The 23,279-nt window shown below is 35.6% G+C and carries 21 protein-coding genes; 13 read left to right on the top strand and 8 right to left on the bottom strand.

The annotated features are described in order from the left end of the window. Positions 1-32 precede the first annotated feature (32 nt). The 10 genes from BZG02_RS20740 (at position 33) to BZG02_RS03645 (ending at position 10,288) form a co-directional block, all read left to right on the top strand. Complete coding sequence (locus BZG02_RS20740) at positions 33-182, top strand: hypothetical protein (RefSeq protein WP_180335623.1); 150 nt, start codon at positions 33-35, stop codon at positions 180-182. A gap of 443 nt (positions 183-625) precedes the next feature. After that, the gene (locus tag BZG02_RS03685) at positions 626-1,318 is read left to right on the top strand and encodes a hypothetical protein (RefSeq protein ID WP_101260060.1); all 693 of its coding nucleotides are present in this window, start codon (positions 626-628) and stop codon (positions 1,316-1,318) included. A 62-nt stretch (positions 1,319-1,380) separates the two neighbouring features. After that, complete coding sequence (locus BZG02_RS03680) at positions 1,381-1,902, top strand: flavodoxin (RefSeq protein WP_101260059.1); 522 nt, start codon at positions 1,381-1,383, stop codon at positions 1,900-1,902. 207 nt (positions 1,903-2,109) lie between these two features. After that, on the top strand, positions 2,110-3,426 hold the full coding sequence (locus BZG02_RS03675) for an aminotransferase class I/II-fold pyridoxal phosphate-dependent enzyme (protein WP_101260058.1): 1,317 nt from the start codon (positions 2,110-2,112) through the stop codon (positions 3,424-3,426). 378 nt (positions 3,427-3,804) lie between these two features. Beyond that, positions 3,805-4,032, top strand: a complete 228-nt coding sequence (locus BZG02_RS03670) for a 4Fe-4S dicluster domain-containing protein (RefSeq protein WP_101260057.1) — start codon at positions 3,805-3,807, stop codon at positions 4,030-4,032. Positions 4,033-4,080: 48 nt separating this feature from the next. Beyond that, positions 4,081-5,166 carry a 3-methyl-2-oxobutanoate dehydrogenase subunit VorB gene (locus tag BZG02_RS03665; protein ID WP_101260056.1) on the top strand — a complete coding sequence of 362 codons (1,086 nt, stop codon included), beginning with the start codon at positions 4,081-4,083 and terminating at the stop codon, positions 5,164-5,166. Positions 5,167-5,169: 3 nt separating this feature from the next. Then, the gene (locus BZG02_RS03660; protein WP_101260055.1) at positions 5,170-5,943 is read left to right on the top strand and encodes a thiamine pyrophosphate-dependent enzyme; all 774 of its coding nucleotides are present in this window, start codon (positions 5,170-5,172) and stop codon (positions 5,941-5,943) included. 32 nt (positions 5,944-5,975) lie between these two features. Continuing rightward, entirely contained in the window at positions 5,976-6,527 is a 552-nt protein-coding gene (locus BZG02_RS03655) for a 2-oxoacid:ferredoxin oxidoreductase subunit gamma family protein (protein WP_101260054.1), read from the top strand. A 316-nt stretch (positions 6,528-6,843) separates the two neighbouring features. Beyond that, positions 6,844-8,169: a M16 family metallopeptidase gene (locus BZG02_RS03650; RefSeq protein WP_218972132.1), complete on the top strand. Its 1,326-nt coding sequence runs from the start codon at positions 6,844-6,846 to the stop codon at positions 8,167-8,169. A gap of 55 nt (positions 8,170-8,224) precedes the next feature. Continuing rightward, complete coding sequence (locus tag BZG02_RS03645) at positions 8,225-10,288, top strand: insulinase family protein (protein ID WP_101260053.1); 2,064 nt, start codon at positions 8,225-8,227, stop codon at positions 10,286-10,288. A gap of 288 nt (positions 10,289-10,576) precedes the next feature. Here the strand turns inward: BZG02_RS03645 and nadD are convergent, their stop codons facing one another. The 6 genes from nadD to BZG02_RS03615 all read right to left on the bottom strand — a co-directional run bounded on the left by nadD (position 10,577) and on the right by BZG02_RS03615 (position 17,151). Beyond that, on the bottom strand, positions 10,577-11,155 hold the full coding sequence (nadD, locus tag BZG02_RS03640) for a nicotinate (nicotinamide) nucleotide adenylyltransferase (RefSeq protein ID WP_101260052.1): 579 nt from the start codon (positions 11,153-11,155) through the stop codon (positions 10,577-10,579). A gap of 14 nt (positions 11,156-11,169) precedes the next feature. Further along, on the bottom strand, positions 11,170-11,736 hold the full coding sequence (gmk, locus tag BZG02_RS03635; RefSeq protein ID WP_101260051.1) for a guanylate kinase: 567 nt from the start codon (positions 11,734-11,736) through the stop codon (positions 11,170-11,172). An 82-nt stretch (positions 11,737-11,818) separates the two neighbouring features. Next, positions 11,819-12,685, bottom strand: a complete 867-nt coding sequence (locus BZG02_RS03630) for a YicC/YloC family endoribonuclease (protein ID WP_101260050.1) — start codon at positions 12,683-12,685, stop codon at positions 11,819-11,821. A gap of 145 nt (positions 12,686-12,830) precedes the next feature. Next, entirely contained in the window at positions 12,831-14,177 is a 1,347-nt protein-coding gene (locus BZG02_RS03625) for an MATE family efflux transporter (RefSeq protein WP_101260049.1), read from the bottom strand. 51 nt (positions 14,178-14,228) lie between these two features. After that, positions 14,229-16,091: an ABC-F family ATP-binding cassette domain-containing protein gene (locus BZG02_RS03620; protein ID WP_101260048.1), complete on the bottom strand. Its 1,863-nt coding sequence runs from the start codon at positions 16,089-16,091 to the stop codon at positions 14,229-14,231. A 199-nt stretch (positions 16,092-16,290) separates the two neighbouring features. Next, a complete protein-coding gene (locus BZG02_RS03615) occupies positions 16,291-17,151 on the bottom strand; it encodes a C1 family peptidase (RefSeq protein ID WP_101260047.1) in 861 nt (286 codons plus the stop codon). Positions 17,152-17,555: 404 nt separating this feature from the next. Between BZG02_RS03615 and nth the strand changes: the two genes are divergently transcribed. Then, the gene (nth, locus tag BZG02_RS03610) at positions 17,556-18,218 is read left to right on the top strand and encodes an endonuclease III (RefSeq protein ID WP_101260046.1); all 663 of its coding nucleotides are present in this window, start codon (positions 17,556-17,558) and stop codon (positions 18,216-18,218) included. A gap of 16 nt (positions 18,219-18,234) precedes the next feature. Here nth and zupT read toward each other — a convergent pair whose 3' ends face one another. Next, positions 18,235-19,053: a zinc transporter ZupT gene (gene zupT, locus BZG02_RS03605; RefSeq protein WP_101260045.1), complete on the bottom strand. Its 819-nt coding sequence runs from the start codon at positions 19,051-19,053 to the stop codon at positions 18,235-18,237. 177 nt (positions 19,054-19,230) lie between these two features. Here zupT and BZG02_RS03600 point away from each other — a divergent pair, with 177 nt between their 5' ends. After that, the gene (locus BZG02_RS03600) at positions 19,231-19,401 is read left to right on the top strand and encodes a DUF362 domain-containing protein (protein WP_101260044.1); all 171 of its coding nucleotides are present in this window, start codon (positions 19,231-19,233) and stop codon (positions 19,399-19,401) included. 117 nt (positions 19,402-19,518) lie between these two features. On the opposite strand, the gene BZG02_RS03595 is transcribed toward BZG02_RS03600, so the two are convergent. Continuing rightward, positions 19,519-21,114, bottom strand: a complete 1,596-nt coding sequence (locus BZG02_RS03595) for a YfcC family protein (protein ID WP_101260043.1) — start codon at positions 21,112-21,114, stop codon at positions 19,519-19,521. Between the two features lie 393 nt (positions 21,115-21,507). Here BZG02_RS03595 and hutI point away from each other — a divergent pair, with 393 nt between their 5' ends. Continuing rightward, the gene (hutI, locus tag BZG02_RS03590) at positions 21,508-22,761 is read left to right on the top strand and encodes an imidazolonepropionase (RefSeq protein WP_101260042.1); all 1,254 of its coding nucleotides are present in this window, start codon (positions 21,508-21,510) and stop codon (positions 22,759-22,761) included. Positions 22,762-23,279: the final 518 nt, after the last annotated feature.

Here is a 23,279-nt window from a genome sequence, read left to right as displayed (position 1 = left end):
ATGTATTAGGAATTTAAACTTATAATTTTGTGATGAGAAAGTTGAAGGACCTTACTTTAAATGAGAAGTTGATGATTAGTTTCGTAGTAATTCTATTATTAGGGATCGTCGTGAAATGGAAAGGGGTGAAGGAAGGGTTTTTTAATGGCTGGAATAAATACACAGAACAAACCGATAAATAGCGACAAGAATAGCATGAGAATTTCTCATGCTATTAGTTTATAATAACGATTTATTCAGGAAATAGGCAGGAAATGAATTAGTCATTTATATATGGAAATGATTATTTATTGGAGCTGTGTTTTGCCTGATTTTAATATGAAACGTCCATGACAATGGTGTTTTGACACACAGGGAGATGATTATCCCAGCATGGTAAGTTCCATATGGCAACTAAAAAACAAATTATAATCATATGAAACGTCCATGACAAGGGTGTTTTGACACACAGGGGGATGATTATTCCTGCATGGTAAGTTCCATATGGCAACTAAAAAACAAATTATAATCATATGAAACGTCCATGTCAAAGCAATTTTGACACGCAGGGAGATGATTATTCCAGCATGGTAAGTTCCATATGGCAACTAAAAAACAAATAATAATCATATGAAAAAATAAATAGATGAAAAAACAGGATCTACTTTTTGCTTTTGGATTTTGCCTTTTGTTTTTGCCTTTTTTTATTTCCCAAAGTGTTTTTAATTTCTATATCGACTTTAATCAGGCACATGGAATGATTACCAGCTTTGTGAAATTTGCCGTTTTGGCAACTTTAGGTGAGCTCATAGGGTTAAGGTTAAGAACAGGAAATTATTATCAAAAAGGATTTGGAATCTTACCAAGAGCTATAGTTTGGGGATTTTTAGGACTTACCATAAAAATGTCTTTTGTTATTTTTGCAACAGGAACTCCCATTTTATTATCTCAATTGGGTGTAGAAGGAGCAGTTGAGGCCATGAAGGGAGATTTTTCTCTTGTGAAATTATTGGTTGCTTTTTCCACTTCGGCTTGTCTAAATTTAATTTATGCGCCGGTGATGATGACCCTGCATAAAATTACCGATACACATATTCTTGATAATGGAGGAAGCTTGTCGGGATTTATGAGGCCAATTCAAATTTCCAATATCTTTATCAAGCTTAACTGGGATGTGCAGTGGAATTTTGTTTTTAAAAAAACCATTCCTTTTTTCTGGATTCCAGCTCATACCATTACCTTTTTATTACCTGCTGATTTTCAGGTATTATTTGCAGCTTTGTTAGGAATTATTTTGGGGGTTTTACTTGCAATTGCAAGTTTGAAAAGTTCCAAATAGTTTTAACTTTGTAAGAGCGTTAAACACACGAACAAAATTGATAACAATAAACACTGTATCCTATGAGTAAAATTGGATTGTTCTATGGCCCCGAAAACGGAAATGTAGAAAAGGTAGCAAAGTTAATTGCTGAAAAAATTGATTCTGATCGAATTGTTGTGCATAAAGTGAAGGATTGTGAAGCTAAAGATTTAGCTCAGTATTCTCATATCATCATGGGAATTTCAACGCTTGGCAAACACAATTGGTCTTCGGCAAATTCAGGAAACGATTGGGATATTTTCTTTCCAAAATTAAATGGCATAGACTTGAAAGGGAAAAAAGTAGCTCTTTTTGGTTTAGGAGATCATATTGCTTACGCAGATTTCTTTGTAGATGCAATGGGCGATTTGGCAGAGAGTATTCAGTTGACTGGAGCCAAAATTATAGGACAAGTAAGCGACGAGGGATATGAATTTGGAGATTCAAGAGCTTTTAAAGATGGTAAATTTATTGGCTTGCCTTTGGATGAGGATTTCGAAGATGATTTAACGGAAGAGAGAGTGGAGAATTGGTTGAAAATAGTTCTTCCGGAATTTAAATAATTAGAACAATTAAAATAGTTGGGCTGACGGTTTACCGATCAGCCTTTTTTTTGCTCTCACGTAATGATTTGATATTTCGGTAACGATTACTTTGTTTGTTCTGTAATTATTTTAAGCTAAAATGTTTCAAATTGTAATGAATTTTAGTAAAATTGCAGTGATCTAAAATTATACCAATTTTTTAATAAAATACTTAAATCAAAAATAATGAAAACCCCTATAAACGCTCATATTGTTGATCAGAAACTTGCTTTGTGTGAGATTCATAAAATGGAGGATGCTACTATTCGTGATGTAGTTCGTGTTGTTAATATGATTGAAGAAGAAAGTGGAGAGAAGTTTATTCGTATGGAGATGGGTGTTCCAGGGCTTAAACCTGCAAGAGTTGGAATTGAAGCTGAGAAACAGGCTTTAGAAGACGGCGTTGCATCTGCTTACCCAATGCTGGAAGGAGTAAAGTCATTAAAAGAGGAAGCATCTAAATTCGTGAAAAATTTTATGAATGTAGCTATTGCTGCAGAAGGTATTGTTCCTACAGTAGGCTCTATGCAAGGTGGTTATGCGGCATTTATGGCAATAGGAAATTGCGATGCTAAAAAAGATACAATTCTATTCATTGATCCCGGATTTCCAGTTCAGAAAACTCAGCTAGAGGTTATGAATCAGAAATATGAGTCTTTTGATGTTTTCAATTATCGTGGCGATAAATTGAAAGCAAAATTGGAAGCCTTTTTGGCAAAGGGAAATATTGCTGGTATCATCTATTCAAATCCAAACAATCCTGCATGGATTTGTTTCAACGAAGATGAGTTGAAAATTATTGGAGAATTGGCAAATAAGTACGACACAATCGTGATGGAAGATTTAGCCTATTTCGCAATGGATTTCCGAACCGATCTTAGTCAGCCAGGTATCGCTCCCTACCAGCCAAGTGTTGCCAATTATACCGATAATTATGTACTGATGATTTCGAGTTCAAAGGCATTTAGTTATGCTGGTCAGCGAATTGGATTGCTGTGCATTTCAAATAAATTATTCCATAAACGTTTCGAGAACCTAAAACCACGCTTTGGTGCAGAAGAATTTGGTTATACGCTTATTTATAGAATTATTTACACCTTATCTTCTGGTACTTCGCATTCGGCACAATACGCTTTGCGCGCCATGTTGCAAGCTGCTAACGAGGGAAAATTTAACTTTGTTGAAGAGGTAAAAGAATACGGAGAAAGAGCCAATATCATGAAAAAACTATTTTTAGAAAATGGTTTCGAGTTGGTTTATGAAAATGATATTGATTTACCTTTGGCAGATGGTTTTTATTTTACCATTGCTTATCCGGGTTTAACCGGAGCCGATTTAAATAAAAAACTTTTGTATTATGGAATTTCTGCAATTTGTTTGAATGAAACAGGTAGTTTAAAAGAAGGACTTAGAGCTTGTGTCTCTCAAGTTTCCCGAACACAATTTGATGTGTTGGAATTTCGCTTAAAAGAGTTTCATAAGCATCATCAGGTGATGGCTTAATAAAAAAGTTTAAAAACTACTTTTGCGATAGGATATTGTCTTGATCGATAGCGTTTAAGACTTGTAGTTTGTCTAAATAGTAGAAAAATAATATTTAAAGTTTCATGGATTTCAATTCCTGAAACTTTTTTTTTGGCGTATATTTAGGAATCGTGATTTGAAGAGCGATTACGAATCATATTGTTTGTGTTGCGTTTCAATTTGTAAGCAAGTCGCGATTAAAACAAATAAATTATTACTTCAAACTAGGATATTTATTTAGACTGATTGTAAATTTCTTAAAAACCTAATGAATCGAAAGCAAAACAATGAAAAGTGCTTTTGATTTGTTACCTTTATCGGGTAAAATATAATGTAATTCTTAATTCTAAATACGCTATGGCAAAATTCAAAGGCGCTATTGTTGTTGATACCGAAAAATGTAAAGGTTGTGGCTTATGTGTTGTAGCCTGTCCAACAAAGGTAATCGAACTTGCGCGCGACGTGAATGGCAAAGGCTATCATTATGCACATATGGCCAATCCTGAAGCATGTATTGGTTGTTCAAGTTGTGGATTGGTTTGTCCAGACACAGTGATTACTGTTTACAGAGTAAAAGCAAGCTAGACTAAGCTACCTTATTCTAAATCTGAAAATTTTATAAAAATAATTGTAATGGGAGACGTTCGTTTAATGAAAGGAAATGAGGTTATTGCTGAAGCAGCGATTCGCTGCGGATGTGATGGGTATTTTGGTTACCCGATTACTCCTCAATCCGAGGTAATGGAAACCCTAATGATCCGCAAACCTCAGGAAGAAACTGGGATGGTGGTTCTACAAGCCGAAAGTGAAGTTGCAGCTATCAATATGGTATATGGTGGTGCTTCATGCGGAAAAAAAGTAATGACCTCTTCATCAAGTCCAGGTGTTAGTTTGAAACAAGAAGGTATTACCTATTTAGCGGGTGCCGAATTGCCTGCTTTGATTGTTAATATTGTTCGTGGCGGACCAGGTTTAGGTACTATTCAACCTGCTCAGTCAGATTATTTTCAGGCTGTTAAAGGTGGTGGTCATGGTGACTATAAATTAATTGTATTGGCTCCTGCATCTGTGCAGGAAATGAACGATTTTGTTGATCTTTCATTCGAATTGGCCTTTAAATATTTAAATCCAGCAATGATTTTGTCTGATGGTGTAATTGGCCAGATGATGGAAAAAGTTGAATTGTCGGAATATAAACCTCGTTGGACTGCTGAAGAAATTGAGAAAATTTCTGGATCTTGGGCAACAACAGGTAAAACTCCAGGTGCACAACGAAGAATTTCTACTTCCTTAGATTTAGATTCTGCCAAGCAGGAAATTTTTAATCATAAATTGCAAGCGAAATATCGCGCAATGGAAGAAAATGAAGTGAGATTTGAAAAGATTGCATGTGATGATGCAGAGTATCTTTTTGTTGCTTATGGATCTAGTGCTCGTATCTGCCAAAAAGCAGTAGAGCAAGCTCGTGAAAAAGGAATTAAAGTTGGATTATTACGTCCTATTACCCTTTTCCCTTATCCTACTAAAGCGATTCAAGAAATGTTGAAGAATGTGAAAGGAATTTTAGCAGTGGAGATGAGTGCTGGCCAAATGGTTGAAGATGTTCGTCTTGCTGTGAATGGTAAAGTTCCAGTTGAACATTTTGGACGTTATGGTGGAATCATTCCTACACCCGAGGAAGTAGTTGAAGCATTGGAACAAAAAATTTTAGGAAAATAAGTTATGACAGCAACGACTGAAATCAACAAAATAATTAGCAAAGAGAATATGGTTTATGGTAAAACCAGTGTTCTTTTGGATAATGAAATGCACTACTGTCCTGGATGTACTCATGGAGTAATTCATAAAGTAATTGCAGAGGTTATTGACGAAATGGGGATTCAGGATAAAACAATTGGTATTTCGCCTGTTGGATGTTCTGTTTTAGCCTATAATTACCTTGATATCGATTGGCAACAAGCAGCTCATGGTCGTGCTCCTGCATTGGCTACTGCAACTTCTCGTTTAATGCCTGAAAAATATGTTTTTACTTACCAAGGAGATGGTGATTTAGCTTCTATTGGTTGTGCTGAGATTATTCATGCATGCAACAGAGGTGAAAATATCGTTGTGTTTTTCGTAAATAATGCAATTTACGGAATGACAGGTGGTCAAATGGCTCCAACTACATTGGAAGGTCAGGTTACTGCAACTACTCCTTACGGACGTGATTGTGCCGTGACTGGATTTCCAATGAAAATTACTGAAATGATCGCTATGTTGCCAGGCACCCGCTTTGTAACCCGTCAATCAGCAGAAACTCCTGGAGCAGTTCGTAAATTGAAAAAAGTAGTTCAAAAAGCGTTTGAAAATACTAGAGAAAAGAAAGGATTATCTTTTATCGAGATTGTAAGTACATGTAGTTCTGGATGGAAACTTTCTCCTGTTAAATCTAACGAGTGGATGAAAGAAAACATGTTTCCTTACTATCCATTGGGTACATTAAAAGATGAGTAAAAATCCATTTTAATCAATAAAACTGTAAAGAAATGACAGAAGAAATAATAATTGCAGGATTTGGTGGTCAAGGTGTACTTTCAATGGGTAAAATTCTTGCTTATTCTGGAATCATGCAAAATCAAGAGGTATCTTGGATGCCTTCATATGGACCGGAAATGCGTGGAGGAACTGCAAATGTAACTGTAATCTTAAGCGACGATAGAATAAGCTCACCTGTTTTGAAAAAGTTTGATACAGCAATCATTCTTAACCAGCAATCAATGGATAAGTTTGTGAATGAGGTTAAGCCAGGTGGTACTTTGTTATACGATCCAAATGGTATTACGCATCACCCAGAAAGAAGAGATATTAATATCTATAGAATTCCTGGAGCCGCTTTAGCTGTTGAGATGGGAAATCCTCAAACTTTTAACATGATTATTATGGGAGGTTTTCTTAAAATAAAACCAATCGTATTATTAGAAAATGTTAAAAAAGGACTAGAGAAATCTTTACCCGAACGTCATCATAAATTAATACCTTTAAATATTCAAGCAATTCAAAAAGGTAGCGATTCAGTTGAAACTGTTCACACAGTATAAGAAATAGCACAACAATCCTAACATAAGGTTTATAGATGCGGGTATCCATTGGATATCCGCATTTTTTTTTAGGCAGAGAATTGGAAGTGATGGAGGAATTATGTGGTGCAATTATTCATTACCTATGGTATAGGTGTTTCGTTTTCAATTAACAATATTCGGGTTTATTGTTTATCTATATTTGTTTGTCTGTGCTAAACGGTATTTTGTCGAGTTAAGATCGCTGTTGTACAAAAAAAATTGATAATGACCTTCAATTAAGCTACTATTGTTTTACAGTTTATAATATTTATTCACTAATGTAAAACTAAATCAAATGATGATGAAAAGGCTTACACTGCTTACTTTTCTTTTATTTACGGTACTCGCAAGCGGTTTTTCTCAAAATGGAAAAATTGAATTTGAAGAGTATGATCTAGATAATGGATTGCATGTTATTCTACAACAGGATCATACCACTCCTAATATTGTAGTTTCGGTAATGTACCATGTTGGTTCTAAAAACGAAAATCCTGAAATGACTGGGTTTGCACACTTTTTTGAACATTTAATGTTCGAAGGAACAGAAAATATTCCTCGTCACGAATACGATAAATATGTTTCTAGAGCAGGAGGTGCTTTAAATGCAAATACCTCTTCTGATAGAACCTACTATTATGAGAAACTCCCATCCAATCAGTTGGCTTTAGGACTTTGGTTAGAGTCGGAGAGAATGATGCATGCTAAAGTGGAGGAAATTGGTATTAAAACTCAAAAAGGGGTAGTGATTCAAGAGAAAAAGCAAAGCTATGATAATCGTCCCTACGGAGGAATTCTTCCAGAAACAATGAAAAGAGCTTATGTGAATCATCCTTATCGATGGATAACTATTGGTGATGAGAAGCATATTGAGAACGCAAAGGATCAAGATTTCTTAAATTTTTATAAGGAATTTTACGTGCCTAATAATGCTGTTTTAACTGTTTGTGGTGATTTTGATTCTGCTGAAGCTAAGAAATTAGTGAATGATTATTTTGCTGAAATACCTAAAAGAACAGAAGAAATTTATCGACCAACAATTGTTGAACCTGCAAAAGTAGCCGAGGTAAGAGATACTGTTTATGATAATATTCAACTTCCTGCGATAATTCAGGCTTACCATATTCCTGCAATGGGATCGAAAGATTACTATTCTGTAAATATGCTTGCTAAATTGTTAACAGATGGAAAAAGTTCTAGAATGTATAAAACGCTTGTAAGCGATAAACAAATGGCTTTGGAGTTAATGGCAATACCAATGCCTAATGAAGATCCAGGTTTAGCATTAGCTCTTGGAATACCAAATATGGGTGTTGATCCTCAGGCTTTAGAAGATGAAATGGATAAAGAATTCGCTAAAGCACGAGAAGAATTAATGTCCGAGAAAGAATTTCAGAAATTAAGAAATAAAATTGAAAATGAATTGGTGAGTTCGAATGCAACTATTGAAAAACGGGCAGAGAATTTAGCAACAGCTCATACTTATTATAAAGATGCAAGTAGAGTAAATCAGGAATTAGAAAAATATTTTGCCGTAACTAAGGAAGATATCCGAGCAGTGGCAAATAAATACTTCGTTCCTACAAATAGAGTGGTACTTTATTATTTGCCAAAGCAAAACTAAGTTCCTCATTATTAATTGATTTAAATACTTTTTCTAAAATTGAAATTAGAATAAAATGAAAAATTCATATAAAATATTTTTACTGTTTGCAGCTGTTTGCTTTTTTGTATCAGCAAATGCTCAGGTAGATAGAACGAAAGCGCCGGCGGCTGGTCCTGCTCCAAAAATTCAATTGGGAGATTACGACTCGTTTACATTAAAGAATGGACTTAAAGTACTGGTTGTTGAAAATCATAAAATTCCAAAAGTAAACTTGGCTTTAAGTTTAAATGTGGATCCATTTGTAGAAGGGGACAGAGCAGGATATTCTTCCTTTGCTGGTGAACTTATGGGAATGGGAACTGTAAATAGAAATATTTCGCAGCTGAATGAAGAGATTGATTTTATAGGTGCAGAATTACATACATCCTCCAATGGAGTTGATGCAGGTGGTTTGTCTCGATATAAAGAAAAGATTATTGAGTTAATGGCTGATGTTACTATGAATCCATCTTTTCCAGAAGATGAATTCGAAAAAATCGTAAAACAAACACTTTCGGGATTAGAGATTTCGAAGAATGATCCAGCTTCCATTGCATCGAATGTAAGAAGTAAAGTACTTTATGGTGTGGAACATCCTTATGGTGATGTAACAACGGAAGCAACTGTAAACAATATTAAAACTGCTGATTGTAAAGAATATTACAATACTTATTTTAAACCCAATGTTGCTATTTTGGCGATTGTTGGTGATATTACAACGAAAGAGGCTAAAAAATTGGTGGAAAAGTACTTTGGAGAATGGGAAGCTGGAGAAGTTCCTGAGCATAAGTACGAAATGCCTGCTAAAATTGAAGGAAAACGTGTTGCGCTTGCCAATAAGGATGCTGCATCACAATCTTTAATTCAGATTATTAATACTTTTGAAATGAAAAAAGGTAATCCTGATGAGATTCCTGCAAGAGTGATGAACGCTATGTTGGGTAGCGGATTTTCCGGATTATTATTTAAAAATTTGCGAGAGGATAAAGCTTATACTTATGGCGCTTACTCAAGAATTTCAAGCGATAAATTAGTTGCAAGTTTTAGAACCGAGTCGAATGTAAAAGCAGAGGTTACCGATAGTGCTTTAATGGAAATGGTAGTTGAAATTGATCGTATCAGAGATACGAAATTAACACAGGATCATTTGGACATGACAAAAGCGGCTATGGCTGGCGATTTTGCTAGAACATTAGAAAACCCTTCTACCATAGCTAGTTTTGCAATGGCTGTTGAACGTTACAATTTACCAGCAGATTACTATGTAACTTATTTAGAGAAGTTAGATAAGGTAACATTGGAAGATGTTCAGGCAATGGCGAAGAAGTATATTGACCCTAATAACGCTATTTATTTGGTAGTGGGGGATAAGAAGTACAAAAATAAATTGACCAAATTAAGCTCGGCTGGTGAAGTAGAAGAATACGATTATAAAGGAGATATTGTAAAGGAAGATCCTAATGCTATTCCAGAAGGTTTGACTTGCGAGTCTGTTATGGAAAACTATATTACCGCCATTGGTGGTCGCGATAATTGGCTTGCAGTAAAAAATCTGAGTATGAAAGGCGAAATGAAAATGGGACCTATGAGTATGAGTATCGAATCTGCCTATAAAAATAACGAGAAGTATTGCTTGAAAATGGTTATGAATGGTCAGGTAATGCAGTCAATAGTTTATAATGGTACTTCGGGAAAAGTAGTTGCTATGGGACAGGAAAAACAAGCAGGAGATGCGGAGTTAGCAAAATTTAAATTGCAAGCTCAAATGTGTCCTGAATTACATATGAGTGAACTTGGTTATAAGATGAATATTGCAGGCACTGAAGTTGTCGATGGTGAAAAATCGTATAAAGTGGAGATTGTTGATGCGGATGGAGTATCAAGATTTGACTTTTTTGCAGCAGATTCAGGATTAAAATTAAAAACAATAATGCAACAAAATGGGATGAGTGTTGTTGTTCTTTTCAAAGATTACAAAGAGGTAGATGGAATTAAATATCCTTATTTAACAGTTACTAAAATGGGACCACAGGAAATGCCACTGACAGTTACAGAATTGTCGGTAAACAAAGGTGTGGATGATTCTATTTTTAATTAGAAGATTAAAATTTATTTATTAGAAAGGCTACCAGTAATTGTAGCCTTTTTTTTGTAATGTATTTTAAGTGTGTGTTTTGTCGTTTGAAAAAGATAAAAAATAATCTAAAATACTTTGTGAATTTGAAATAATGTTTACCTTTGCACTCCGATTCAGGAGTGTAGTGGTTAGGCATGATGATCGTATCGGAATTTCCTTATGAATAGTATATGGTTTTAGGGTTAAAACTTCGTATTGGAAATCATTTTGGGTTAGATAAAAGGCTGGTGGGGACCAGCCTTTTTTTATTTATACTTTTTCGTAAAAGTGCATCTCCTTTAGGTAACTATATGCTTTTTCGGGCATAAAATAAGGAATTTCTTTTTTCTCTTTTATGGCTTTGCGAATAAAACTCGATGAAATTTCTATTAAAGGTGCATTCACGGTTTGGATATTCCCATTTAAAATAATGTCTTCGCTCTTGAAATTTGGTCGTGGATAGACAAATAAATCATGATTTTTTAAAATTAATTCATGATTCTTCCATTTTGAGAAGCTTTTCAAATTATCCGATCCAATAATAAGACAAAATTGATGGGCCGGATTTTTTTCTTTTAAATAGGTTAACGTGTCGATGGTAAAAGAAGGTTGTGGCATCGAAAATTCTACATTAGATGCCTTTAAATTGGGATATCGTTCAATGGCCCTGTTTACCAATTCAAGTCGATGGTATTCGGCTAAAAGACTATTTTTATTTTTGAAAGGATTTTGAGGACTAACCACAAACCATATTTGTTCCATATCGGTGTATTCTGCCATATAATTTGCAATAGCGAGATGCCCAATATGTATGGGATTAAATGATCCGAAAAACAATCCTATCTTCATGCTTTGATGGTAATTTATTTACTTAAAAAATCATGTAAAGTAGTTTCTGCTTCAGTTAAAGCATCTTCCAGCTTATCATTCACAATCACTTTATCAAATTGATCTGCAAAAGCTAATTCGAATTTAAACTTTTCTACCCGTTTGGCAATTACTTCATCCGAATCGGTATTTCTGTTTCGTAATCTGTTTTCTAATTCGGAAATTGAAGGTGGCTGAACAAAAATAGCTAGTGCTTCCTCTTTATAATATTTTTTGATATTTGTACCGCCAACAACATCAACGTCAAAAATTACGTTTTTGCCTTCTTTTCTAATTCGGTCTACTTCACTTTTTAAGGTTCCGTAAAAGCAACCTTCGTAAACTTCCTCCCATTCAAGAAATTCATCGTTTTTAATTCTCTGTTTGAATTCTTTAGCGGATAAAAAGTGATAGTCTTTCCCATCTATTTCGTTCGCTCTTTTAGATCTGCTTGTAGCCGATATTGAGAATTCTAATTTAAAATCTTGCTTTAGCAGATGTTGAACAATTGTAGTTTTTCCAGATCCGCTTGGTGCAGAAAATATGAATAATTTCCCAGACATGTACTGTTTCGTTAGTGAGATTAGTATTATAAAAAAGCGCAGAGTGACTAACCCTACGCTAAAATATGATTTATTGTATTAATTACAAGACGTTTAGGAGTTGTTCTTTGATTTTTTCCAATTCATCTTTCATGTCAATTACAATTTTTTGAATGTTGGAATCATTGGCTTTTGAACCTAAAGTATTTATTTCGCGTCCAATTTCCTGAGCAATAAAGCCCAATTTTTTACCCTCCGCATTTCCTGCAATTGATGTTTCGATGAAATACTTACAATGGTTTGCCAGCCGAACTTTTTCTTCTGTAATATCTAATTTTTCAAGATAATAGATGATTTCCTGTTCGAAACGATTTTTATCGACATTCTGTTTTTCAACAAAATCTCTTAAATTATCATTAATTCGAGTACGAACGGTTTCAATACGGTCATTTTCGTATTGAGGAACTTCAGCTAAAAGCTTTTCTATTGTTGCAATTCTTGCAAAAATATCTTCCTGAAGAGCGCTTCCTTCCTGATTTCGAAAATCCATAATCCCCGCAAGGGCAGTTTTGAATCCTTCAAAAATTAAATTCCACTCTTCTTCGTTAAGTTCTTGATATTCTACTTTAAGAGCATCTGGTAACTTTACAATGGTTTGTAAAATAGGTTCTTTTTCTATTGCAATTCCCAGATCCTGAGCAAGTTCAGTTAATTGCTTATAGTAGGCTTCAACTATTGGCTTGTTGATTTTTGTTTCCTTGTCAGTACCAACACTTTCTATGAAAATGGAAAGCTCAACTTTTCCTCTTTCCAGCTTGTTTTTAATCTCATTCCTTATTACCAGATCTTTTTCTTTGTAAAGATTCGGTATTCGGGTATTGATATCAAGTTGTTTACTGTTTAGGGATTTGATTTCGATTGAAATCTTCTTATTTTCCAATTCAAGAATGGCTTTACCAAAGCCTGTCATCGATATTAACATATTTGTGCTATTTATTTCAGCAAAGGTAAGAGTTTGAAGTGGATTTACCAATCAAATTCTTTTGTTGCTTTATTAGAATTAACGATTCGTTTTATTTGATTTGTTCTGTACTATATAATTGATAAGAATGGGTTTAAGCGTATTCTTGATGAGCTACTATTGATTTCGTTTTCCATCGTCCGGTGCGATAGTAAAGATAGGAGAATAATGCTCCCATGGACCAGCCAAGTGGAATTGACCACCAAATACCTGTTTCTCCAATGTGAGAGGAAAGAAAGTAAGCTCCAGGAATGCGAATAATCCAAAGAGAAAAAAGTGTTATAAACATTGGGATTAGAGTATCGCCAGCACCTCTTAGAACTCCATTAATTGTGAACATGGTGGAGAATAGAAGGTAAAATGAACTCACAATAATCAGGTATCTTTCCCCAATAGCGATTACATGGATATCGGTAGTAAACATTTTCATTAAGTAGCTGCCAAATAGAATGATAATTGCTGTCATCAGCAAGCAAAATACATTCGACATGATAAATGTAGCTTTAAATCCGATTCGAACTCTGTCAATTTTATTGGCACCTAAATTCTGACCAACAAAAGTAGCCACAGCCTGCGAAAAAGTCATGGCTGGCATCATCGCCAAAGAATCGATTCTTCCGGCGGCTGTATAGGCTGCAATAACATCGGTTCCAAATGTGTTTACAATTCCAAGCAAGGCCATCATGCCAAGTGCAACAAAAGTATGTTGTAGTCCCGATGGGATTCCTATTTTTAAACTTTTAATAAATAGTTCTTTATCAAATACCAGTTTGAAAATGGATAACTTAATGATTTTATGATTTCGGTTTAAATAAATAATACCGGAAATAAAGGCACCGCCTTGAGCAATAACTGTAGCCCATGCAGCTCCTGCAATTCCCCATTTAAATACCATTACAAACAGTAAATCGAAGATGATATTAAAGATAGAAGCCAGTATTAAAAAGTAAAGAGGTGTTTTAGAATCTCCTAATCCTCGAAGAATTGAGCTTGTGCCACTAAAGCCGAAAAATAGGATCATCCCCGTCATGTACACATTTAAATAGCTTGTTGCCTGAGGAATTAATTCTACTGGAAGTTGTAGTAAAAGAAAAAGATCTTTGCTAAAATAAATTCCAAGTACCGACACTAAAATTCCCGCGCCAAATAAAAACAAATACATGGTATCAATAGCTCTTTTTACTTTATTGATATCCTTGGCACCATAGTATTGCGATATAACAATGGAGAACCCAGAGCCAATACCAATCAGCAGGGCAATTAGAGTGAAAATAATAGGGAAGGATGCCCCTACGGATGCAAGAGCTTCTTTGCCTAAAACTTTTCCAACAATTATGCTATCCACGATATTGTAGAGTTGCTGGAATACATTTCCTAGCAACATCGGTAAGGTGAAGTTTAGTATTAGTTTGGTAACATTTCCTGTAGTAAAATCTTTCATGAAGTTTCTTTAAGAGCCATGGAGCTCTTCCGAGTTAATGAACTTGGGAAATTAAGCTCGTTCGCTCAATTCTAACCAGCGAAATTCTTTCTCGTCAATTAATTCAATTACTTTTTCGATACGACTTGCTTTTTCCATCAATTCGTTGTTCGACAGACTGCCCGAACTCATAGCTGTTTCTATCTCTTCTTTTTCTGATGTTAAAGTTTCAATGTCTACTTCTAATTGTTCAAATTCTCTCTTCTCGTTAAAGGATAATTTTTTGCTTGGTTCTTGTTTTGGTTTTTCTTTTTTAGGAATTGCTTGTTTCTCTATTTTTTTAACTTCTTTTTCTTCCTGATCTAGAGAGTCGCGGTAAATGGTATAATTTCCAGGGAAATTTCGGATCACTCCATTTCCTTCAAATACAAATAGCTGATCTACGACTTTATCCATAAAGTATCTGTCGTGAGATACGATTATCAGGCAACCAGAAAAGCTCAGCAGGTAATCTTCAAGAACGTTCAATGTCATGATATCTAAATCATTGGTTGGTTCATCTAAGATTAAGAAATTTGGGTTTTTCATTAAAACGGTCATCAAATACAACCTTCTTTTTTCACCACCGCTTAATTTAGCAACCTGATTGTATTGCGTTTTAGTGGGGAATAGAAAGTATTCTAAAAATTGAGATGCCGACATCACTTTTCCGTTGCCTAAATCGATCGATTCTGCAATTTCTTTAATAACATCTATAATTCTTTCATCGTCATTAATGGTAATTCCATCCTGCTTGTAGTAGCCGTAAACTACGGTTTCTCCAATTTCAATTGTGCCCGAATCGGCTTCAATATTACGGGTAATCATGTTCAGAAAAGTTGATTTTCCAGTACCATTTTTACCTACAATCCCAATTTTTTCTCCTCGCTGAAATTTATAACTAAAATCTTCTAATATTTTAAGATCGGCGTAGTTTTTGTAAAGACGATCGAGTTCCAGAATTTTATTCCCTAATCTTGCGGATTTAATGTCTAAATCCATTTTTGTTTCTTTAAATCCCGAACCGGCTTTTTTCTTGATATCCTCAAAGGCGTCAACTCTATATTTTGCTTTTGTTCCTCTGGCCTGTGGCATTCTTCGTATCCATTCCTGCTCTGTTTTCATTAGTTTTTGAGCCTTGCCAACTTCAGCATTCAGGTTTTCAATGCGTTCTGCTCTTTTTTCTAGGTAGTAGGAGTAGTTGCCCTTGTAGGTGAAAAGGGTATTGGATTCCATTTCGATGATTTCATTACAAACCCGATCCAGAAAATACCTGTCGTGCGTAACCATTAACAGCGTACCTTTTGATTTATTTAGAAACTCTTCTAGCCATTCAATCATTTCCAAATCCAAGTGGTTGGTTGGTTCATCAAGAATTAAGAAATCAGGAGCTGTAATTAATACTTTTGCTAAACCCACTCGCTTTTTTTGTCCTCCGGAAAGCTCGCCAATAACTTGATCGAAATTGGTTATTTTTAGTTGGGATAAGATTTGCTTTACCTTGTTTTCGTAATCCCAAGCTTTAAAATGATCCATTTTTTCAAGGATCTCAACCATTGCTTCCTGATCATTTTCATTGATTATTCGTTCGTAATCACGAATTACGGAAAGAACAGGATCTGTGGAGTTAAATACCTCATTAAGAACTGTGTTGTTGTTATTTAGATCAGGATTTTGCTCCAGATATGCCATCGTTAAGTCATTCCGGAAGGTGATATCTCCATTGTCCGGACTATCTAATCCTGCAATAATATTTAAAAGGGTAGTTTTTCCAGTCCCATTTTTTGCAATTAAAGCAATTTTTTGTCCTTGTCCTACACCAAAGCTAATCGTTTCAAAAAGTGTAAGGTCTCCGTAACTCTTGCTAAGGTTTTCAACCTGTAAATATGATATCATCTAATAAGTTCTTAATTTTTGGAGTTCAAATTTACGAATAAGTACTGACATTACTAATTTGATCTTGAATTAGAATTATCAGTTGCGAGTAGGTTCGAATAATCTCATCCACTTCGTGCGGATTAAACCAAAAAAATCCTGCTATTCAGGAATAGCAGGATAGAACTAGATTTATTTTATGGACAACAATTAATCTAGACTATTCATTTAATACATATGCTTCAGACCATACTTGGGTCATTATGTTGTAAGAAATCCATCCAAACCCGTTGGTTCCCCAGTTTGTTCCCCATGAGTTCATAACAAGAAAGGCATTTTTACTGTCATCATAACCAACAACACAATAGCAGTGTCCTCCATAACTACGACCTGTATTAGTTTGAATTTGGCCATAGTCTAAATAGTAAAACTGACTGTAAACCGGTCCACCAACTACAATTGGTTTGCCTGCAGCAAGTTGGTCTTTAAACGAATTTAAATTTTTTGGTACTCTTCTATAGCTTGTAGCTTTATGTTTTGCAGCCTGCGATGCTTGATAATTATTAGGATATGTATCGCACGAAACATCAGTATAAGGCATGTCATTCCACACACACACACCTTGATTTACTACTAGGTTTAAGCCGTCGGTTACATAAGATCCGCCTGAGCAATCAGTAATTTTTATTTGATTATAAATATATTCTGGGCTAAAAATATTTTTTTTATAACTGTACGAGCCACCATACTGTTTTTTCCAGCTAATACTTCTTGCAGCATAACCAACTCCCCACGAAACACAAGAGCCTTCGCCTCCTTGACTACGAATTGGAGGACAGGACAGGTGAACAGATTGAGGATAGGATTTTGTTTTGTTAATTTCTTCAGCACTAGGGATTTTCTCATATTCTTCTTGAGGAAGAGGTAAATAACCAGAATTGATAACAATGTTGGTATCCTCTTGTTGATTTTCTTCCTCGTTAGGTAGTGCTTTGTCATTATCATCACAGGAAGTTGTGAGGAATACTAAATTCATTGTTAGTAAGGAGATCAATGACAAGTTTAATAGCTTCTTATTCATGATATTTTTTTAAAATTAATAATACAATAACAAATTGCAGTATGAAAATTTTATGCCAATATGTAGCGGAGAAGTAGTGTTGTTTGTAAGTGAATGGACCGAAGTGTATTACATATATTAGCGGTGGATCATCTCAAATTAGTATTTTGTAGCATATTGAGGATTTTACAATAAAAATGTGGATATGCCCCAGTTTATAGTGGGGTATTTTTGGGATAGTTATGCTAGAATTAGTTGGATATTAACAATCAAAAGAAAAATTAGTTGGTATGTATTTTGGTTGCCGTTAGGTCTTGCAACTAAAACCATAATGAAGGGGAAGGTTTATTGTTTGGGAATAAATTGATAAAATTTTGTTATTTATTCTGTGACTTTTATACTTTCGGGTACAAAATGTGAAGAATATGCGAAAGAAAGATCGATTTGAGAATATAATAGCATGGTTTAAAGAGAATATGCCTATTGCGGAAACAGAGTTGCACTATTCAAATCCATATGAATTATTGGTAGCGGTAATTTTATCGGCTCAGTGTACCGATAAAAGGGTGAATATGATGACTCCCTTTTTATTTGAAAAGTATCCAACAGCTTTTGAATTAGCACATGCCACACAGGAGAATATTTTTGATTTAATTCGCTCTTGTTCCTACCCAAATAATAAGGCGAAACATTTGCTTGGAATGGCAAAAATGTTGGTGGAAGAATATCAAGAGATTGTTCCGGAAGATATAAAAGAATTGCAAAGATTACCCGGAGTAGGAAGGAAAACCGCTAATGTGATTGCTTCGGTGGTTTACGATAAACCAGCTATGGCTGTAGATACACATGTTTTTCGAGTTTCGGAGAGAATAGGGTTAACAACAAATTCGAAAACACCTTTGGAAACAGAAAAACAACTGGTGAAGTTTATTCCCGAGGAATATATTGCTACTGCTCACCATTGGTTAATATTGCATGGTAGATATGTGTGCGTGGCTCGAAAACCAAAATGTAAAGCTTGTGGAATTAAAGCCTATTGTAAATATTACGAGAAGGAGGAAAAGAAAAGTAAAAAAGCCTCATTGTGAGGCTTTTAATATATTGTTATAAGAATAAAAGTAAACTAAGTGCCATTACTGCCATACCGGCAATTAATCCGTAAATAGCTACGTGATGTTCTCCGTACTCTTCTGCAGTTGGGAGTAGTTCATCTAAAGATATAAAAACCATAATTCCGGCAACTCCTCCAAATAAAACTCCGAAAACCGTATTGTTAAGTCCTAAGAAGGAGTAGATTAGCACAAAACCGATTAATGCACCTACAGGTTCTGCCAAACCAGAAAGAAAAGAATATAAAAATGCTTTTTTTCTGCTTCCTGTAGCAAAATAGATAGGAACTGAAACGGCTATTCCTTCGGGAATGTTGTGGATAGCAATCGCAACAGCAATTGGTATCGCAACGGTAGGATCAGCTAGTGCTGCTGCAAATGTCGCCAAACCTTCTGGGAAATTATGAATTCCAATAGCAAGAGCGGAAAAAAGTCCCATTCGCATTAATTTTTTGTCTACAGGTTTTTTGCCCTCTAGATCTTCGATCTTTTTTACTTCATGGGGATTTTCGAAAGAGGGAATCATTTTATCGATTATTGCAATGAATAAGATTCCTCCAAAGAAAGAAATAACTGTGTACCATGTTCCAGTAACTTCTCCGTGGTCAAGAATTAGCGCGTCTTTTGCTTTTTGAAATATCTCTACGAGCGATACGTAAATCATTACTCCGGCCGAAAAGCCTAAGGAAAGAGCAAGAAATTTTGTATTTGTACGTTTTGCAAAAAAAGCAATTGCACTACCTATTCCGGTGGCAAGACCTGCAAACAAAGTCATTCCAAAAGCAATTGCAACGGTGTTGAATTCAAATTCCATATGTTGAGCGTTAATTTTTTTTTCGTTAAAGGATGGAGTAAATGTAATAAATTATTTGGAATAGTTCTAAATAAGATATTGAGATGTTAACATCTTGTTTTAGCAAATAAACAAGTGGTAAATTTAATTCATTCTAATGTAATAAATTCAATAATTTCTCATTTAAAATCTAAAATTATGGCCTATATTATTTCAGACGATTGCACGGCATGTGGTTCTTGTATTAATGAATGTCCTGTGGATGCAATTTCGGAAGGAGATATTTATAAAATAGATCCTGATACTTGTATTGATTGTGGAGCCTGTGCAGAAGTATGTCCTGTTGAAGCTATTTCGGAGGCGGAATAAGACTAAAGTAGGTTAAAAGTTATCAAGTTGAGGGAAGTCGAAGTACCAGTTAATTAAAGATAAGGTATTTCGATTTCCCTCAGAATGATAATAAGTTGGAATTATTTTTGTTCCTTTTTAAAACCCATTCAACTCCATAGTAACGGTTGGTATTAGTAATAATAATCCTAACAAAATTAGGATGACCATGAATCCACCAATCCATTTTACCCATTTATCGTAAGGAATTTTGGCAACACCTAAAACACCAATTAGTACACCCGAGGTTGGTGTAATCATATTAGTGAAGCCATCTCCAAATTGGAAAGCCATTACGGTTGCTTGTCGCGATACGCCAATTAAATCGGAGAATTGCGACATCATTGGCATGGTAAGAGCTGCTTTTGCCGAACCCGATGGAATAATTACGTTAATGATGTTTTGAATCAGATACATCATACTAACCGAAGCCATTTTTCCAAAATCGTTCATCGATTGAGAGATGTAGTAAAGAATAGAATCGATGATGTGTCCTTCCTCTAAAACGATGAGGATTCCACCTGCCAAGCCAACAATCATTGCGGCAGAAAGGATATCGCGAGCACCGTCTAAGAATAGTTGCGTAATTTCGTTGGCGGTGTTATTAAATGCAATTCCCGAAAAAATTCCCATGGCAAAGAAAAGTGTGGCAATTTCCATGATGTACCAGCCATATCCCATTACACCAACAATCAGAAAAATAATGGTAAACAAAAGTAAGTTTAGGATATAAAAATGAACCGATTTGCGAAGGGATAGTATTCCTGAAATGGCAAAAAGAGCTGTTACAATTGGAAGTACCATAAAAGTACTCTCCGAGTTTCCGATTTTTAGAGTGCTAACAGGATAGTAGCAGGAGAATCCAATCATGGAGATTAACAGGATAATATAGGTGAGCCAAGCAGATTTAGGAGTGTAATATTCAATGGTTTCCATGTCGGTGTCGTGATGCTTTCTCCAGTATTCATCATCGGTGTAAACCAACGATTTTGTAGGATTCTTATGAACTTTGGCAGCATATCGCAAGATGAAAGCAAAACCGATTACATTGATAACTACCCAACAGAATAATCGGTATTCGATGCCCGAGAAAAGAGGAAGATTTGATAAGCCCTGAGCAATACCAATGGTGAATGGATTTAAAAGTGCTCCTGCGAAACCAAGTCCGGCAGCAACAAAGCAAATGGCAACTCCTACAATTGAGTCGTATCCCATTTTAATCGCCATAGGCACAAAGATAATAGTGAAGGCTATGGTTTCCTCACTCATGCCGAAGGTGGCACCAAACACACTAAATATGAGCATGATTAGGGTAAGGATGATGTTGTTGACTCCGATTTTGCGAATGAGTTTATTTTTCTCGAGCTTTTTGGTGAATTCCAGAAAAGAGTATATTCCAATATCGATGGATTTACTTGCATTCATGATCCAAAAGGCACCACCAATTACTAGGATGAACATGATGATGTCCGCCTTATCAACAAATCCTTTAAAAAAAGAAGAGAATATTTCCCAAGACTGTCCTTGACTCTCGATTTGCTGATAGGAATCTTGTACGATTACCTCTCTATTGGTTCCATTAACATTTACGGTGGTTCGTTCGAATTCTCCGCCCGGAATTAACCAGGTGAGGATAGCGGATAGAACGACAATGGCGAATACAATTACATAAGTATGCGGTATTTTTTTAAACATGATTTGTAGCTTTGTTGTAAGTTTTAATTGGCTTGTAAATTATGAATGTGTAAAAATAGAAAAATATGAAGAGAATGGAAGTCTTGAATTTATTTTAAAAGCATATCGAAAAGGTTTGCAATTTGCTCTTTTTTCCCTAATATTTGCATTGTGATATCCTAACTTTTTAGATTGTGAAATGCAAGGAATAAAAGTGGAGTAATAGATCAGTTATGCAGTGCGTTAAGGATTGTAACGGATACCCCGAGTTGCGTTGGTTTTTGCGGGGAGAAACGAGGAGTAGCAGTGAAAAGCCTGACCCGACCCAAGGAGGGAAACGCCCGAAAAGAAATAAGGAATAAAGAAAATATAGAGAATGGGAATTTCTCATGTCTAATATCAAATATCTATAACATGAAGCTGTTAATAAGTAATATAAAAACATTAGTGCAAGTGGATACCGAAGCTCGAAAGTGGGTTGCCGGAACCGATATGGCTAAGTTGAATTGTATTGATGATGCCTACTTACTGATTGAAGGCGAGAGAATTACCGATTTTGGTAAGATGGAAGATATTCCTGACTTTGATGAGAAGGAGGGGTTTGACTGTGTGGAAGAGTACGATGCAACGGGAAGAATGGTTTTTCCTAGTTTCTGCGATTCGCATACTCATTTGGTTTATGCGGGTAGTCGTGAAATAGAATATTCTGATAAAATTAAAGGTTTATCGTACGAAGAGATTGCCAAGCGAGGTGGTGGAATTTTGAATTCGGCCAAATTGATGCACGAAGCAACCGAAGAGGAGTTGTACGAATCGGCATTGGAAAGAATTCAGGAGATTATTGGTTTGGGTACTGGAGCTGTCGAAATTAAAAGTGGTTACGGCTTAACGCTTGCCGATGAGCTGAAAATGCTTCGTGTTATTAAGCGATTAAAGAAAACTACTCCACTAACCATTAAAGCTAGTTTTTTGGGAGCGCATGCTGTGCCTGCAGAATATAAAGGCCGACAAGCTGAGTATGTGGATATGGTGATTAATGAAATGATACCGATGGTAGCTGCCGAAGATTTAGCAGATTATATTGATGTTTTCTGCGACAAGGGATTCTTTACAGTGGAGGAAACAGATCGTATTTTGAATGCTGGAATGAAACATGGTATGCGTGCTAAAATTCATGCCAATGAGTTGGATTATTCTGGAGGAATTCAGGTAGGAGTAAAGTACAATGCCCTTTCGGTAGATCATTTAGAGTTTGTTGGCGATGCCGAAATTGAAGCTTTAAAAGGATCGGAAACCATGCCTACGGTATTGCCAGGCGCGGCTTTTTTTCTAAATATGGTGTGTTCGCCGGTTCGTAAAATGATGAATGCAGGCTTGCCAGTTGCTTTGGCATCCGATTTTAATCCTGGATCGTCGCCATCGGGGAATATGAAATTTATTATGTCGCTGGCTTGTATCAACTATAAAATGCTGCCACAGGAAGCAATTAATGCAACCACCTTAAACTCGGCTTATGCCATGGGTGTTGAGGATGAATTGGGAAGTATTGCCAAAGGAAAAATTGCTAATGTGTATATCACGAAAGAAATTCCTTCGATTGAGTACATGCCTTACGCCTACGGAAGCAACCTTATTGATGTGGTGATTTTGCGTGGAAAGGTGTTGTAAGGATAGAAGTGAGATAGGAGATAAGCAATCTCAATTTCTATAATTTCAAATTTGAAAAAACCTCACCCTAATCCTCCACTGAAGGAGAGGGAACAAAAGAACATTGGAGAGGAACTCCCCTTCTACTAAAGGAGAAGGGGCTGGGGGATGAGGTGAAAAGGGACAGGAGTTGGGTATTTTATAATTCCTTTTCAAAGAAATACAAATAAAAACTTTGTGCACTTCGTGAAGTACTTTGTGCTCTTTGTGGTTAAATAAATAAAAAAACAAATACTTAAAATACAACCAGGCAGCTAGGTTAAAATGATAACAATACCCTTTCGCCTGTCGGCACTTTCCCTAGAAGGGAAAGATTCTTTGATTAGGCGGAAGTAAAGAATTAATAAGTTGCATTTTAAAGTTTTCCCCTTTGCAGGGGAGATGTCCGAAGGACAAGAGGGGTGTATCGTTCATAAATTATTAAAACAACTAACAATAACAACCAGACAGAGAGTTATGATTAAGGTGTTTATTGGGGA

This window comes from Labilibaculum filiforme (assembly GCF_002843315.1).
GTDB lineage: Bacteria > Bacteroidota > Bacteroidia > Bacteroidales > Marinifilaceae > Labilibaculum > Labilibaculum filiforme.
The sequence above is the reverse complement of the archived record's forward strand: the minus strand, read 5'-3'. Positions and strand labels throughout refer to the sequence as shown.

What these genes read in the sequence shown, in the direction of transcription:
- BZG02_RS03615 (WP_101260047.1), bottom strand. Translation starts at nt 17,151, where the DNA reads ATGAATAAGAAGCTATTAAACTTGTCATTGATCTCCTTACTAACAATG.
- nadD (WP_101260052.1), bottom strand. Translation starts at nt 11,155, where the DNA reads ATGAAGATAGGATTGTTTTTCGGATCATTTAATCCCATACATATTGGG.
- BZG02_RS03595 (WP_101260043.1), bottom strand. Translation starts at nt 21,114, where the DNA reads ATGTTTAAAAAAATACCGCATACTTATGTAATTGTATTCGCCATTGTC.
- BZG02_RS03620 (WP_101260048.1), bottom strand. Translation starts at nt 16,091, where the DNA reads ATGATATCATATTTACAGGTTGAAAACCTTAGCAAGAGTTACGGAGAC.
- BZG02_RS03660 (WP_101260055.1), top strand. Translation starts at nt 5,170, where the DNA reads ATGACAGCAACGACTGAAATCAACAAAATAATTAGCAAAGAGAATATG.
- BZG02_RS03625 (WP_101260049.1), bottom strand. Translation starts at nt 14,177, where the DNA reads ATGAAAGATTTTACTACAGGAAATGTTACCAAACTAATACTAAACTTC.
- BZG02_RS03630 (WP_101260050.1), bottom strand. Translation starts at nt 12,685, where the DNA reads ATGACAGGCTTTGGTAAAGCCATTCTTGAATTGGAAAATAAGAAGATT.
- BZG02_RS03650 (WP_218972132.1), top strand. Translation starts at nt 6,844, where the DNA reads ATGATGATGAAAAGGCTTACACTGCTTACTTTTCTTTTATTTACGGTA.
- zupT (WP_101260045.1), bottom strand. Translation starts at nt 19,053, where the DNA reads ATGGAATTTGAATTCAACACCGTTGCAATTGCTTTTGGAATGACTTTG.
- BZG02_RS03655 (WP_101260054.1), top strand. Translation starts at nt 5,976, where the DNA reads ATGACAGAAGAAATAATAATTGCAGGATTTGGTGGTCAAGGTGTACTT.
- BZG02_RS03645 (WP_101260053.1), top strand. Translation starts at nt 8,225, where the DNA reads ATGAAAAATTCATATAAAATATTTTTACTGTTTGCAGCTGTTTGCTTT.
- BZG02_RS03680 (WP_101260059.1), top strand. Translation starts at nt 1,381, where the DNA reads ATGAGTAAAATTGGATTGTTCTATGGCCCCGAAAACGGAAATGTAGAA.
- BZG02_RS03665 (WP_101260056.1), top strand. Translation starts at nt 4,081, where the DNA reads ATGGGAGACGTTCGTTTAATGAAAGGAAATGAGGTTATTGCTGAAGCA.
- BZG02_RS03670 (WP_101260057.1), top strand. Translation starts at nt 3,805, where the DNA reads ATGGCAAAATTCAAAGGCGCTATTGTTGTTGATACCGAAAAATGTAAA.
- BZG02_RS03685 (WP_101260060.1), top strand. Translation starts at nt 626, where the DNA reads ATGAAAAAACAGGATCTACTTTTTGCTTTTGGATTTTGCCTTTTGTTT.
- hutI (WP_101260042.1), top strand. Translation starts at nt 21,508, where the DNA reads ATGAAGCTGTTAATAAGTAATATAAAAACATTAGTGCAAGTGGATACC.
- BZG02_RS20740 (WP_180335623.1), top strand. Translation starts at nt 33, where the DNA reads ATGAGAAAGTTGAAGGACCTTACTTTAAATGAGAAGTTGATGATTAGT.
- nth (WP_101260046.1), top strand. Translation starts at nt 17,556, where the DNA reads ATGCGAAAGAAAGATCGATTTGAGAATATAATAGCATGGTTTAAAGAG.
- BZG02_RS03600 (WP_101260044.1), top strand. Translation starts at nt 19,231, where the DNA reads ATGGCCTATATTATTTCAGACGATTGCACGGCATGTGGTTCTTGTATT.
- gmk (WP_101260051.1), bottom strand. Translation starts at nt 11,736, where the DNA reads ATGTCTGGGAAATTATTCATATTTTCTGCACCAAGCGGATCTGGAAAA.
- BZG02_RS03675 (WP_101260058.1), top strand. Translation starts at nt 2,110, where the DNA reads ATGAAAACCCCTATAAACGCTCATATTGTTGATCAGAAACTTGCTTTG.